Genomic DNA, 14,610 nt, shown 5'->3' on the forward strand with positions numbered 1-14,610 from the left:
CATGGAAACTGACAGGAACCGCGCAGACTACCGACTCCCCCCGATGCAGTTCTCACGACTGACCAAGCGCGGCATCATGCTCGGCCTGTCACTGCCGCAACTGATCGCCCTGTCGATCGGCACGCTCACCATCGTCACCGCGCTGTACACGACGGGCGCGTCCGGTGTCGCGTGGACGAGTCCGATCTGGGTTACCGCGGCGGTGATCGCGGGCATCCCGATTGGCGGGCGCAAGATCGTTGAGTGGATGCCGGTCGTTACCCGGTGGGCGTGGCGGTCGGGCTGTGAGCAGCTGACCTACCGGCGCCGCATCATCCGCCCACGCCCGGTGGGAACCCTGTCGCTGCCAGGCGATGCGGCCGCGCTGCGCGAGTGGAACGATCCCGAGTCGGGGGCGGTCATGATCCACGACCCGCACGCGCACACCCTCACCGCGGTCGTGGCGGTGTTGCACCCGGCGTTCGCGCTGCTCGACCCGGACGAGCAGCATCGACGAGTGGTCGGCTGGGGGCGCGTGCTCGCCGGGGCTTGCCGATCGGGGCGCATCGCGCGACTGCAGGTGTCCGAGCGCACGCTGCCCGATTCGGGCACCGGACTGTCCGAGTGGTGGGAGGGGCACGGCATCGACGACGACAGTTGGGCCGCCACCACCTACCGCGATCTGATCGAGCGGGCCGGACCCGCCGGTGAACGCCACTCGACGACGATCGCCCTCGCCCTCGATTTGAGCGCGGCGTCTCGGCAGGTGCGCACCCAGGGCGGTGGCATGCGCGGAGCCGCGACGGTACTGCGCCAGGAAATGACCGCCCTCACAGGCGCGCTGCGCGCAGCGGATCTGACGGTCGGCGGCTGGCTCACCGCCGACGAACTCGCTGTCATACTCCGCACCGCCTATGACCCGGCCGTCGGTATCGATCTGGAGCGGCATCCGCTGGTTGGGCGCTCACTGGCTACGGCGGGGCCGGTCGCGGTCGCCGAGAGCTGGGACCATCTCCGCACGGACAGCGCGTTTCACGCGGTGTTGTGGATCAGCGAATGGCCCAGGTCGCAGGTGTTCCCCGGGTTTCTGTCGCCGCTGGTCTTCACCAACGGCATCCTGCGCACGGTGTCGCTGCACTATCTGCCCGTGCACGCCGATCAGGCCGCGCGCGACCTGCGCAAGAAGAAGACCGAACTCATCAGCGACGCCCACCAACGCACCCGCATCGGCCAAATAGAGGATGCCGGCGCCTCCGCCGAATACGACGACCTCCTGCACCAGGAAGCCGACCTAACCGCCGGGCACGGCGTGCTGCGCACGACAGGACTGGTGTGCGTGACCGCGGCGACCGTGGACGAGCTCGATGCCGCCGTCGCGTCGATCGAGCAGGCCGCTATCCAGGCGTCGTGCGAGACACGGCGGCTCATTGGGCAGCAGGCGCAGGCTTTTACGGCTGCGGCGTTGCCGTTGTGTCGGAGTGTTTGACCCACGAGAGATACCGCCCGAAACGGTCAAATGCCCCTCCTAGGATTGGCCGAGACAGCTCGGCGAATCGACCGGCGCTGAGAAGCCGCGACCATACGTGAGCAATGTCCAGATCCGATGCGCTGGCCGCGATAACCGGCCCACCTGGACTCGAAGTTGTTCCCACGCTTCGGTTTGTCTCCAAGCCATCGTTAGTGCACGCGGACATCGAAATCGCGGGCAGCGAGTGGGCGGAACCGAATGAACGTGGTCTTCCACAGCTCGGACCAGTCCTTCCTGGATTTGCACCAGCCCGAATGCAGGCATCTGTGGATTAGGTTGCGTTGAACGGCTACGTACGCCATCCTCCATCACAAAACCAGTCGCTCTCACCCCAGGTCTGCATCGCGAGCGACGACCACAAGTCGATTGCCGCGCCACGGAAGCTGCTGGCAGTGCCCAACAGTAGCTCGCGCACTGCCGACGCTCCACCCAGAGCATGGATGCTCTGCAGCTGCCCATCGTAGGAGGCCAGCAGAGTCGACGCATGATTGGCGAAAAGCTCAGCGAGCGCAAAGCGTTCGAAATGAAGCGTCACACGCGAACACATCACGTCATCCCAATCGGCGGATGCGATGACTTTAAAGACGAGGGGTGCACCGGGCACCCGGAGAAGCGTTGCACCAACCCAAGCGCGCGTGCCGAGGTCGTCATAGTACGGGTGAAGGTACTGTTCATCCAGGTCGGCCGACCATCCACTGCTCTTAGTGCCATTACAGGCCGTACAGATTGGGACAAGGTTCGCAGGCACAATCGCTAGCCGTGGCCAACGCTCTTTAGGCAAGAAATGGTCCAAAGCACCGATGTCGCGCTCCAGACATACTGGGCATCGGTTGTGGGGCGCTGTTCGCAACGCGTTGTAAAAGGCACGAGCAGGACCGTTCTTATCCACGAGCTTCGCGTCATACGCGTATCGAATGTCCTCTCCAGCATCGTTATCGATGCCAGAGTGATTTGGAGTTAGGTCTGAAAGCGTGGCCGAATCAGCGTGAGCTAAATACTCTAACTCTCCATCGCAGATCTCATCTGCGACTTCATGAACCCGATCAATTCGCCTGCCATTTCCGAGGGCACCCAGAATCTCACGAACGCTGAAATTCGGAGGCGTCAGCGTTCTCATCGATTCACTTTGGTGGCAAACCAAGTCCGGAGTAGTGCCCGAGCCTCGAATCCGAGTTCTCCACCGAACCGCTCAAGCACGGCGTCGTACGAACCTGCCGAAAGAGCCTCCTCAGCCAACAAGCGGTTGAAACCTGATGCTGCTGCTTCGAGTCCAAAAACTGTGCTTGTCAGTGCACCCACATTTTCACCAAACGTCTCTCGATCCGGTCGGTCTGCGGCCTGAATCGCACCATTTCGACTAATCCGCCAGACACAGCGTCTTGGGACTTCCTGCAAGATGACCGGTGAATGTGTGGCAATGATGGCGATGCCATTTCGCGTCTGCATAAGGTCGGAAAGGGTTCGAATAAACGCGGAGAGGAGGGGCGGATGCAGATGCCCTTCGGGCTCATCTATCAGGACGAGTGACTGCTCTGTAACCGTCTCAACGAGTCGTGTGACGCTTAGGAGCACGATCTTGTGGCCAGAGCTGAGCTTTCCAAAGAGTCCGACTGCCTCTCGTCTGAACTCACTTTCTTGGTCTAGCGAGAAATCAGCAAGTGCGGCGACCTGTGCATCCGCAAAGTTCGGATCAGATTCCAGATTCTCAAGTGCTTTGCGCCAAAGTTCGCGGGACTTTTCGCTGATCACTCGCCAAGCACTAGTTGCGAAAGCGCCTCCAAGTTCACTCGCAGGGCGAGTTTGCTTCGTCTTCTTGGAGTCCTCAGCGGTCTCGCCCGACGCGCTGTCGTCGCGTTTGTCGTCAAGGTAATGAAGTCCGACATACGCGTATGCCACCTCATAGGCGCGCTGTGCATCACGTACTGGGATATCGACAACATCGAAAGCACTAAACCCAATGTGAACCAGATTCGCAATGGCGGGGACGTCACCATTCGCACCGACGACGTAGCCATCGCCTGCATTCGCGATTCCTAACATGACGCGTGTGAGGGAGCTAAGGAGGGTCGTCTTGCCAGAGCCATTTCGGCCGATCAAGACATGAACGTTCGTGGGGGGTTTCGAGTTCGGTTTGACTTCGAAGTCGAGGCTGAGCGGGCTGGCCAGCCACTCCGGCGCCGGGTTCGGGCGGACATATGTGAAGTTGTACGCCGCGGGATCACTAGTACCATCAATCATTCGACGGTAAATTCCCGTTAGGGACGTCAACGGGACGTTGCGCATCAGCGATTCGTAAACAACCGGTTTTGAGCGATGCCGCTCGTAAAGTTCGGGAGACCCAGCCAAGTCTTTCAAATCCGTCAAGGCTTTGCGAAACCGAACCTGACCAATCGCCGCCTTTAGATTGGCGTAATACGACTCGTCTTGTCCGATCGAGACCAACTTATCGCTCAGTGTCGAGAACGACTTTTCGAGGGGTGTCTCGTCGCCACCGGTTTCCTTCGATCTGGCATAGATCATGTCGATCATGCCGATTTTCACTCCGCCAATATCTACGTGATCGCCCGACGGGCTCACGTAGGTGAGGTAAAAAGAGGTCTTGAACTGCCACCAGTCGTTCCATCCCAAGCGCCGAATCAGCAGCACGTCGCGATTGTCAGTCGCGCCCTTGGTTTCGTCGTATAGCGCGTATCGCATTCCTTGGTCTCCAGTGATCTCAACTTGAGCCTATGGCCTCTCGACCTACGCGACGTCACGTAGATAGTGCAACTACCCCGAGTCACGAGCAGTTATGATCCACGAAGCGCGCGCGCAAACCCTCGCGACCGTCGTCGCGGTGTCGCACCCGGCCTTCGCGCTGCTCGACCTGGACGAACCGCATCGACCAGTGGTCGGGTGGGAGCGCGTGCTCGCCGGCGCCTGCCGGTCGGGGCGGGTAGCGCGGCCGGGGGTAGCTGAACCCGCGCTACCGGATCCGGCAATCGGCCTGGTCGGGTGGCGGTGCGACCGCAGCGGGAATAGGAGAATCTTGGGACGCTCTCCAAGAGCGGCGAGCGCTGCTTCAATTTGTTCCTGGGTCGGAGATCCGGCCAGGCCGTTCGGGGTGAGATAGATCCGGCAGGCGAGGTCGCTGGTGCGTCCATCCGTCGGGAAGAGATCAACACCTTCGACGAGGATCGTCGGCGATCCAGCGAAGAGCAAACCTGCGGCTGTCTCGGCGGAATCAATCAGGGTGGATTTGATCGGTGTGTTCGAGGGCATCGTAATCTCGACCGCTCGCTGCAGGCGAAGAAGTGTCTCTCCCGAGTTTGGGCAGTCTGCAATGTGGAGCAGCTCAATTGTCGCCATGGGTTTCCTTCTGTAAAGGTCGAGATCCGAATCCCCAGACGGGCACGACGCCTCTTTACCCAATTGTGTCACCGCAGTCTCAGGCCGCGTAGTCCTCCGCGCACCTCCCATACGAAGGAAAAACGTGATTGGAGCAACGCATGGCTGGGTACGAATTGAAGGAACGCACACCGCGATGGATCAGTGTCGTCTTCCTGCAAGGAACTGAGGCCGACGCTGTGCTCGGCCTGATCGACCGAAGCGGAGCATCCGCTGCGTTCGACTACCTGCAGCCACGGGATCTCGGCGAGGCCACGACCGATGCCGCCCTCGAGAACGGGTACGTCTACGACCGCATCCCGGCCGGCCGGACCGACCACATCATCGAGCACGACGGCTCTCCCTACGCACTGACCTACAGCAGGACATACCGGTACGTTTCGCTGTTGCGGTGGCATCCGCTTGAATCTGAAGTGGTACCGACACGGCCGATACCCCGTCGAGACGACATCTGGGCTGCGCCGCGGTCAACACGCCAGGCCGAGCGCACGGTCACGCTGTGAAAGACACCGCCGGAGCCGAGCGGATGCACACGGCCGCGCTTGTCGAGCCGCGCGGTGAGCTGCGCCGCGACCGCCGAGCCCGCCGACGCGAGGCAGCCAGGATCGAAGCGGATGCGCAGAAGGCCACGACTCTCGCCGCCCGCACGCGCTGGCACGCCGAGCGGGACGAAGCTAGATCGGGCGTCTACCTGCCCAAAGCCGGCGAGCCGGGTTCCGCCCAGCTGCGAACGCCCGGACGACTAAAACTCCCTAAGCACCAGGACACCACAGCGACGCTGTCCGGGCACTACCCGTTTCTAGCCGAGGCCGGACTGGGCTCCGCCGGCGTCTTCGTCGGGCAGGATCTCTACTCCGGTGGATCCTTTGTCTACGACCCATGGGTGCTCTACCAACGTGGCCTGATCACCGCACCGAACATCGTGCTGGCCGGCATCGTCGGCTCCGGCAAATCCTCGCTGGCGAAGTCCCTTTACACCCGCTCGCTCCCCTTCGGCCGCCGCGTCTACGTGCCGGGCGATCCGAAGGGCGAGCACACCGCCGTAGCCGAGGCCGTCGGCGGCAAGGCGATCATCCTCGGGCACGGACTGCGCAACCGGCTGAATCCACTCGATGAAGGCCATCGAGCCGCATCCGTTTCGGACGCCGAATGGTCGGCGCAGTTGACCGCGCGGCGTCGCGACCTGATCGGTGCCCTCGCCGAAACCGTGCTCGATCGCCCGCTCAGTCCGCTCGAGCACACGGCCATCGACCTCGCTCTGGCCGATGCCGTGCGCAGCTCCGAAGTGCCGATCCTGCCCATGGTGGTAGATCGCATCCTTTCCCCCAATCCCGAGGACGACGAGGGTCGCCTTGCCGCGGACGGTCGTTTGGTCGGCCATGCGCTGCGCCGGTTGGTCGCCGGCGACCTCGCCGGGCTCTTCGACGGACCCTCGACCGTGCGCTTCGACCCGTCGCTGCCGATGGTGTCGCTCGACCTGTCGCGGGTGGCCGAGAACTCGACGCTCATCTCCGTGTTGATGACGTGCTCGTCGGCGTGGATGGAATCCGCCCTCGCCGACCCGGCCGGCGGCCAACGCTGGGTCATCTACGACGAGGCCTGGCGGCTCATGGCGTATCCGGCGCTGCTGCGGAGAATGGATGCTCAGTGGCGCCTGGCCCGACACTTCGGCATCGCCAACATGCTCATCTTCCACAAGCTCAGCGACCTCGACAACGTCGGCGACTCCGGTTCCGCCATGCGCGCGCTCGCGTCGTCGCTGCTGGCGAACGCCGAGACGCGCATCGTCTACCGGCAGGAACCGGACCAACTCGGATCCACCGCAAGTGCGCTTGGCCTGAGCCGAACCGAGCAGAAGCTGCTCCCGGCCCTCGGCACCGGTCAGGGGCTGTGGCGCGTTAAGGATCGCAGCTTTGTGGTGCAGCATCAACTGCATCCTGATGAGCTCGCGGCGTTTGATACGACTGCCCGGATGACATCCGGCGCCTAGCCCTCTCCTAGGCAGGTATTCGGGGCTGCGGTGGTCCAAACCCTGTCGATTAACGTTGATCGCCATGGCTGTCGGATGCCGACGGTACATTGAACCTATGGCCAAGAACATAGAGATCGAAAACCCTGGATCGAAATTCACCCAGGTGCTGGATGCTGCGGCAAAGCTGCCGGGTGTGCGGATCAACAGGGCAGCGTATCTCCGAAGCGCGCTGAAGCGGCACTGTACCTCAGAACAGATTGATAGAGCCGTCGCGACGAGCCCAGCCGCCGCAGGCATTCCCATCGGGGTCATAACGGCAGTGGCGAACGACTCAATCAAGTACGAAACGGCCAAAGTCACCGCGCTCTCGGCCGCAGCCGGTATTCCCGGCGGGTTAGCAATGATCGGTACCGTGCCAGCGGACCTTATTCAGTACTTCGGCCACGTGCTCCGCATTGCGCAGAAACTCGCCTACATTTACAGCTGGCCGAACCTCTTCGCAGACGACGGCGACGAACTCGACGACGCTACTGAGGGCATTCTCACTCTCTTCGTGGGAGTGATGTTCGGCCTTCAACTGGCTCAATCTGGCGTGGCGAGAGTGTCCAACATGATCGCGGCGCAGGTGCTCAAGAAGCTACCGCAGCAGGCTCTCACCAAGGGCGCCATCTACCCAGTCGTCAAGAAGGTCGCGACTTACCTCGGTGTAAGTATGACGAAACAGCTCTTCGCTGGCGGCGTCGCCAAGATCATTCCGGTTCTTGGTGCGGTGCTCTCAGGAGGACTCACGCTTGCCACGTTCCTCCCCATGGCTAAAAGATTGCAGAGGCATCTCGCAAGCTTGGAGCTTACAAAGCCAGGCCATCGTGCTGAAGAGGAAAATACGGTATTCGTCGCCGCCGATCCAGAAGATGACCTTGAACAGCCCGATCAGTCCGTCATCGCTGAGTTTCCCGAACTCGTAGAACGGCCTTAGCGGAGGACGGGAGCTGACCGCCGAGGAATGTAGGTCCCTCGCCGGTCCTACTTCCAGCGGCTCCTTGTACTCCGCGGAGGGAAGCCTGCGCATCAAAATCTTCACCGATTACTCGTTGAGGCAACGCCGGACGCAGCGGAACGAAATCGCTGCTCCGTATGAGCCGAACACGGTTGGTCGAGCGCACCTTGTATTTGACGAGGAGGCTCCACCATGGTTGATGATCGAGAAGTGACAGCTACCCGCCGCGGGATAGTCCGAGCCCTGCAACACCGCAATGGGAAACTAAACCTTCCAGCCGGCTTCTCCCGCGGCCAAACCTTGGAGCGCTCCGCCGAAGTACGCTTCGGTAGCACCGTCTCGGACTTGAAATTTTAAGCAGATGCCTACCGAGCGACCGCAGACCTACCTCGGCGACGAGCTGACCAACCTCGGTATCGGACTCCTGATCGGTGCGGCAGTGTTGGCCCTGCTGCTCCGCTGCTCGGGTGCCGTCGCCGCCTGGGTAACCGGAATCGCGCAGCCCAACGGCGGGCCGGAGTCCGGGCTTGCCGTACTTCTCGACCCAGGCAACCCGGCCGCAGCGCTGCGGGCACCGAATCTGAACCCGGTCGCATACTGGGTGACGACGATTTTGCTGGTGGGGCTGGCATCCGCCTTGGCGTTTGCGCTGTGGCACATGTTCAGGGGCGTTACAACAAAGGCCGACCCCTACCGCATCGCGGGTATCGCGACCCGGGCCGAGGTCGCTCGCGCCGCGTCGCATTCGGCCATCATGAAGCGCGCGACGCACCTTCGACCGTCACTCGCGAAGGCCGGCCCGAACGATGTCGGGTATCGGATCGGGCGATCGCGCGGTACCGCGGTGTGGGCAAGCGTCGAGGACTCGATCCTGGTGATCGGACCGCCACGCTCCGGCAAGGGCGCGCACATTGTGATCAACGCCATACTCGATGCGCCTGGTCCGGTGGTGACTACCTCCACCCGCCCAGACAATCTCACGACCACGCTACGTGCGCGGCAACGGATGGGACCAGTTGCGGTATTTGATCCGCAGCAGTTGGCCGCGGGAGTGCCGGTAGGTCTGCGGTGGTCGCCGATTCGGGGCTGCGAGGATCCGCTCACGGCGATGATCCGCGCGGCCGGGCTCGCTGCAGGGACCGGACTGGCCGCGGGCGGCGTCGACGGCGGCGGGTTCTGGGAGGCCAAGACCCGCACGGCTTTGCAGTCGATGTTGCACGCGGCGGCGCTCGACCACTGCTCGCCCGCCGAGCTGTTTCGGTGGACCCTCGACCCGGCCGCCGCCCACGATGCAGTCTCCATCCTGTTGAGCACGCCGGGCGCGGCCACAGGCTGGGGCGACTCCCTCCGGGCCACCCTCGAGGCCGACCCGCGAACGCGCGACTCCATCTGGCAGGGCGTCTCCCTGTCGTTGGGCGCCTTGGCTGACCCACGAGTTCTGGACGCGGTCTCACCGCCGGAGGGCGAGGGATTCGACCCCGAGGGGTTTTTGCGCAGCAACGGCACCCTCTACCTACTGGCCACCGGGGCGGGCTCGAACAACTCGGCCGCTCTCGTGTCGGCGTTTGTCGAAGACCTCGTGGAGACCGCCCGCCGCATTGCCGCCCGAAGCGCGGGTGCGCGGCTCGACCCGCCCCTTCTGCTCGCGCTCGACGAGATTGGCAACCTGGCACCACTTCCCTCACTCCCCACGCTCATGGCGGAGGGCGGGGGCACCGGAATCACCACCATGCCCGTGCTGCAGTCTCTCGCTCAGGCACGCACGAAGTGGAGCGACAACGCTGCCAGCACCATCTGGGACTCCTCAATCGTCAAGATCGTGCTCGGCGGTGGATCCAACTCACGGGACCTCCACGACCTCTCGACCCTGATCGGCGACCGCGACGAGACGACCGACTCGACAACAATCGGCGATCGCGGTACGCGCTCATCGCAGCGCTCCATCCGCCGGGTCCCGATCATGCCGCCCGATACGATCCGCACCCTGCCCTTCGGCACAGGCCTGATCATGCTCCGAGCCGCGCCGCCGATCATTGCAAGCTTGCAGATGTGGACCGCGCGCTCAGATGCCAAGGAGCTCCGCGCGAACCGCGAGGAAATCGAGCGGATGATGCGAGCGCCGGAGCGGGGCGTGCCAGAGCCGGAGCCAGTTGAGGATCCGGACTGACGACCTAAGTCGAGGTCGCTCGGCTCCTGCGCCCCCGAATGCAGATACTGTCAGCGGCGATGCCCTGATGCGTCCTCCCGAGGCCCGAGACGGTCGAAAATATTCACCTATCCGGCAAGCCTGCGGTATGGCGTGTTCTGCGCACCTCCTACTGAGCGCGGACCACGATGGTCCGTACCAATCACAGGAGGCAAAGTCCAATGGCACTTCACACCCAGCAATCACTATCCGGCTTCATTGCCTCCGTCCCGCAACAATCGCTCACCGAGAACGGCGACACTCGCTTCTACGTGCGCGTCGGCCAGCCCCACTTCCGTCACGAATTCAGCGGCAGTTTCACGGCGCTCGAGCCAACCTTTCACGACCTTGTCGCCTATCGCGCCACCGCCGAACGAGCTCTTACCCGCTTCGCCAAAGGCGACAGCTTCGTCGCCGAAGGATATGTGCGCACCTTCCAGATCGAGCGCGACGGCGAAGCCATCGAACGCGAAGAGTTTGTTGCCAAGAAGATCGGCCACGATCTCGCGCGCACCAATTATCACGTCGATCGTACCCACCGCGACGCTTCGGACACCGCGCGGGATACCGAAGTAGAGCACGAAGCGGAAGCGGCACACACCGGCTCAGGGCGATGAACCAGCGATGGCCGAGTCCTTAGCGGAGTGGGCATCCGGCGATCATGGCGACGCCTTTCGAAAGAGCTCGTTCGACGACGTCGACGGGCCGCTCATGGCGGAGCCGCCGCATCCGATCAACTGGAACCTCCTCAGCGCCGACGACGCCGAGGCCGAATGGATCGAACTCAACCGCTGGGTGAACTGGCTGCGACGCACCTACGGGCTGCCAGCATCCGTCGTACCGCCGTTCTGGCATCGACACCCCGAACTCGTCTGGGAACTCTCCGCGCTGCACCTGCATTGGCTCGGCGCCTACGACCCCGACCAGCACGGCTCCGCCCCGCTCGGCTGGCACCGTGACTTCGCGGATGCCCGCCAGCGGCTCCGCGACTGGGTCGCGATCTCGGGGACGCGGCTGGAGCGGGATCGGCCTACTCGGCAGACAGCTTGGCCAGGCGAACCGCCCGCCGACGCCATCGAGGATGTCGTCATTGGCGATCGTGATGAAGACTTCGTGCAGTTCGTCGTCGACGATGTCGTGCGTCGCCGTGAGGCGGAGGCATCGTTCTACTCTCGCGCTGAATCTAGTTGATATCGCCAAGCCTTGGCTTTTGCGAAGGGCGCAAAAGGACTTGCTTCGCTGTCGCAGTTGACGCACCTGAGCGCGACTGTTCAAAGGGCAGGGTAAACGCGACACCCTCGGGCTCGTAACCCGCAGATCCCAGTATCCGTGCCGTCGTGCCCGCTCAGTGTCCCCCTTGCGGGACCGCTCTCAGAGTAGATGTGGAGCCATAGGGCGTCGGCCGGAAACAACCTTGACCAATTCGACATGACGCGCGGTTGCTGCCAGATTCCCGCCCCAATCGGAGTCAGTCAGGGTGGCAGGGGTAACGCCTTGCACGCGTGATGCTCGGTCTAGCCTCGGACGTTAATGATTCCCGCTTGCGAGCAGGACTGGGGCTGATCCCGGACGACGCCTGAAGAGTCACCGAACCGAACCGGATCCAAAACGCTCGCCACCCAGCCGCGGTTCGGATCGGTTGTCATATAAAACTCACTGGTGGACCACGTCGTGAGCATGGCCTCCGCTGCAACTTGACGTTCGGCATCCTCCTGGGCCATCGCTGTCAGATATTCGGATTCCCACGCGCACAGCCATGTGTATTGAGCGACGACGTACCCCGCGCCCGATTGCATCACGCCAGTTGGGCTCGTGCCCGAATCCAAACCTTCTGGAACGCCGGCTGGATAAGCGGCACCCGCCGGGAGCGGATCCTCCATCGCTTCGATGGCCGCTTGATACTCGAAGTAGCCCGTCCCCACAGTCACCCGAGCGGGACCCTGAGGATTGGCGTTGACGACAGATGTGACCTCGCCGTCCGGGCCCGCAACTGGGACGGGAGCGACAACGAAGAGGATCGGAAGTAGCACGATCAGAAGGATTGCCGCGGCAACGGCTGAGACCACAATCGCGACGGTCCGGCGGACCCTCCTTTGACGATGCTGCGAAGCCCCGAGGGACGGCAGAACGTCGAGTTCTTGCCCGAGAATTTCGGCCGGTGACCCGAAGCTGGACAGGGCCGCGGATGCGTCCGCATCCGACAGGTCTGGCTGAACGAGTTCGCGCAGGTGATTGGCGATTTCTTCGCGAAGTACCGCTCGTCGAGCGTTTGAGAGCGACCCTGCACCCGCGTCAAACTGGCGTAAGTACTGGGTAACAAGTCGGTGGTCGGTGTCAGACGTCATCGCGGGTCCTGTCCTAGTGTTTCTGGGGAATGGTGGCCAGGAGCGACGTGACGGAACCGGAGAATCGCTCCCAGTCCTCCTGAAAGGATTCCAATTCCTGACGTCCAACCTCCGTGAGTTGGTAGTACCGGCGTGGCCGATCGGTGTCGTTGACTTCCCAATAGCTCGTGACGAAACCGGCATCGTGCAGTCGGTTCAGAAGCGGGTAAACCGTTCCTTGGCTGGAGAGCAGCTGACCTACGTCATCCAGCTCCCGAACGAGTTGAAGCCCGAAACGTGGCCCCGTAGACAGTAATGCCAGGATGCAGGGCCCCACGACTCCTCGCCGGAGTTGTGTACTAGTCGGATTCTCAGCCATGCGGCTGACTATACCTTGCGAGACAAGATACAAACAAACAAATTCATTTGCGCTCATACACTGTGCGATCTAGGGTCCAGCTGTCGTTCAGCAACCAATCACGGCCACCTAGGCTCGATATCCCGCAGAGCGTTCCCCGGTGACGCAACGTCGGCGCCTTCGGCCACCGGTTGATTTGGTCCCAGATCTGTCGCGCTTGTCGTCCGGCTTCTGACGGTCACAAAACTTCAGCCTGCGGAATGTCCCACAGCTTGTGGGACATTCGTCCAACGGCCTGTTGGACAATTGCGCGAGGGCTCGACAGGCACGCCGACAGTACGTTCCCGCCGACCGTTCCACTTACGCGGCATCTCACTTCAGTCAGGGACGTGATTGGTTTCACGCAATTGGTGTCCGCTGGCCGTTCCCTTATCGGGAACGGATCCAGAGTCAGCGATCGAAGGGGAGCTAAGAGGCCCACTCTTCGGAGACGATCTGCATCGATGCTGTCGCACGGTATGCCTCGATGTCGTCGGCGGCGAGAATGGCGGTGATCAGCTCTTCGGTTCCTGAGACATAGACGCTCGCGCCGTAGAGGTCGTTACCGACTGCCCACACACCATCCGCTGGCATCCACCACTGAGCACTTCTGCCGCCGGCCATCCCATCGAAGGGCTCCGCGCCATCGGCGACGTCGCCGGCGAGAATGAGTACTTTACGACCGGGCAGGATCTTAATGCTTGCCGTGTCTCGTAGGTCATCGCGCATCCCGGCGTACCCTTCCCAGATGAGGAAGAAACACTCGGTGGGTGCGGACGTGTGTGCTCGGAGAAGCCGCGCGAGCGTTGCGGCCACGCCGGGTTCGATGGTCCCAATTGTGCGATTTACTTCCCGCGCGCCGACGTTGAGGTCGGTCCACTTCGTAGTTGCGTCCACCCCGGACTGCTCCGCAGCAAAGGTCCGCCAGGCGAGGGGTTGACCGTCGTCGTCGTGCATGGGATTCATCACACGCGCGTATGAAACATGCCCACGAGGCAGGTAGTCACCCACGGTCATCGATCGACCCTGGAGAGATGGCAGCTCAGCGATGACGTGCGGGACGAGGCCAATCGGATGCAATGCCATGTCCGCACCCTATCGAGAAATCGAGGTCAGCCCGATGACGATCTGTCGGGATAGAACTCTCCCGTGCGGGTCGCCCCAAGCAGTCCCCGCGACTACTCATAATCAAGTAGTCGCCGCACTTCGGGAGAGAAAAGCAAAATATAAGGGCTACTCTTCAAGATCTCGATCGATGCGCTTATCCCGATTCGTTCCAGAAGTTCACAATATTCATGCCAAGGAAGCCGCTCTCCGTCATCCTCTACGATTCCCTCATCGGGCAGCAAGGCCATCGAGACGTGATGCCGCAGCTCGGATTCCGCCAACTGCCACTGACGGCTCTCAGGGCGGAAACTTATTCCAAACCCGCGATCACTCCGAAAGGCAACGTGCGAGGAATCGTCAATGCACACAAATTCTTGAAGCGAAAAAGAGAGCGAGTCCTCAGACGTACGGTCTAATGAGCACGAAACGCCCAAGCCAATTACATGCATCCCCGTTCATCCCCATCCCTGTTTGCCCAAGCTTAACCATTCGAACCAAGTCAATCCGAGGGCCCCGCTCCCAATCCTGCTGTTTCGGAATCTGGAACTTCACAAGGTATTCGAATGGCACGACTGCGACGTGCACTGCTGTGATCTGCTTTTTTAAAGCACGATAAGGCCGTCCCGTATAAGGTTGGCGGATTCAACTGGTCGTCGCAACACTCGATTTTGTGAGGTGTTGTACGTGTGGTCGAAGTATGAGTTGGTGGAGAAGCAGGCGCGGTTCTGGGAGCT

At 62.1% G+C, this 14,610-nt stretch carries 12 protein-coding genes; 7 read left to right on the top strand and 5 right to left on the bottom strand.

The features are described from left to right. The first annotated feature begins 1 nt into the window (after position 1). Positions 2-1,465, top strand: a complete 1,464-nt coding sequence (locus tag E3T38_RS16425) for an SCO6880 family protein (protein WP_134549170.1) — start codon at positions 2-4, stop codon at positions 1,463-1,465. Between the two features lie 331 nt (positions 1,466-1,796). Here E3T38_RS16425 and E3T38_RS16430 read toward each other — a convergent pair whose 3' ends face one another. Together E3T38_RS16430 and E3T38_RS16435 are read right to left on the bottom strand one after the other, a co-directional pair. After that, a complete protein-coding gene (locus E3T38_RS16430) occupies positions 1,797-2,624 on the bottom strand; it encodes a hypothetical protein (protein ID WP_134549171.1) in 828 nt (275 codons plus the stop codon). Beyond that, entirely contained in the window at positions 2,621-4,204 is a 1,584-nt protein-coding gene (locus tag E3T38_RS16435; RefSeq protein WP_134549172.1) for an AAA family ATPase, read from the bottom strand. The genes E3T38_RS16430 and E3T38_RS16435 overlap by 4 nt, the downstream gene beginning before the upstream one ends. Positions 4,205-4,995: 791 nt before the next feature. On the opposite strand from E3T38_RS16435, the gene E3T38_RS16445 reads away from it, so the two are divergent. The 6 genes from E3T38_RS16445 to E3T38_RS16470 all read left to right on the top strand — a co-directional run bounded on the left by E3T38_RS16445 (position 4,996) and on the right by E3T38_RS16470 (position 11,239). Next, positions 4,996-5,397 (top strand): hypothetical protein, encoded by a 402-nt coding sequence (locus tag E3T38_RS16445; RefSeq protein ID WP_134549173.1) that lies wholly within the window; start codon positions 4,996-4,998, stop codon positions 5,395-5,397. 23 nt (positions 5,398-5,420) lie between these two features. Beyond that, positions 5,421-6,884 carry an ATP-binding protein gene (locus E3T38_RS16450; protein ID WP_134549186.1) on the top strand — a complete coding sequence of 488 codons (1,464 nt, stop codon included), beginning with the start codon at positions 5,421-5,423 and terminating at the stop codon, positions 6,882-6,884. Between the two features lie 64 nt (positions 6,885-6,948). Continuing rightward, positions 6,949-7,842, top strand: a complete 894-nt coding sequence (locus E3T38_RS16455) for a hypothetical protein (protein ID WP_198417378.1) — start codon at positions 6,949-6,951, stop codon at positions 7,840-7,842. 382 nt (positions 7,843-8,224) lie between these two features. Further along, on the top strand, positions 8,225-10,030 hold the full coding sequence (locus tag E3T38_RS16460) for a TraM recognition domain-containing protein (RefSeq protein WP_134549174.1): 1,806 nt from the start codon (positions 8,225-8,227) through the stop codon (positions 10,028-10,030). Positions 10,031-10,230: 200 nt separating this feature from the next. Next, positions 10,231-10,665 carry a single-stranded DNA-binding protein gene (locus E3T38_RS16465; protein ID WP_134549175.1) on the top strand — a complete coding sequence of 145 codons (435 nt, stop codon included), beginning with the start codon at positions 10,231-10,233 and terminating at the stop codon, positions 10,663-10,665. 7 nt (positions 10,666-10,672) lie between these two features. Beyond that, a complete protein-coding gene (locus E3T38_RS16470; RefSeq protein WP_134549176.1) occupies positions 10,673-11,239 on the top strand; it encodes a hypothetical protein in 567 nt (188 codons plus the stop codon). 323 nt (positions 11,240-11,562) lie between these two features. Here the strand turns inward: E3T38_RS16470 and E3T38_RS16475 are convergent, their stop codons facing one another. The 3 genes from E3T38_RS16475 to E3T38_RS16485 all read right to left on the bottom strand — a co-directional run bounded on the left by E3T38_RS16475 (position 11,563) and on the right by E3T38_RS16485 (position 13,855). Beyond that, positions 11,563-12,393, bottom strand: coding sequence for a hypothetical protein (locus E3T38_RS16475; RefSeq protein WP_134549177.1), 831 nt, complete (start codon positions 12,391-12,393; stop codon positions 11,563-11,565). 13 nt (positions 12,394-12,406) lie between these two features. Continuing rightward, positions 12,407-12,709: a PadR family transcriptional regulator gene (locus E3T38_RS16480; RefSeq protein WP_206751303.1), complete on the bottom strand. Its 303-nt coding sequence runs from the start codon at positions 12,707-12,709 to the stop codon at positions 12,407-12,409. A 489-nt stretch (positions 12,710-13,198) separates the two neighbouring features. After that, complete coding sequence (locus E3T38_RS16485) at positions 13,199-13,855, bottom strand: hypothetical protein (protein WP_134549179.1); 657 nt, start codon at positions 13,853-13,855, stop codon at positions 13,199-13,201. Between the last annotated feature and the right edge of the window lie 755 nt (positions 13,856-14,610).

Source organism: Cryobacterium sp. Hb1, assembly GCF_004403585.1.
In the GTDB taxonomy this organism is placed as follows: Bacteria; Actinomycetota; Actinomycetes; order Actinomycetales; family Microbacteriaceae; genus Cryobacterium; species Cryobacterium lyxosi.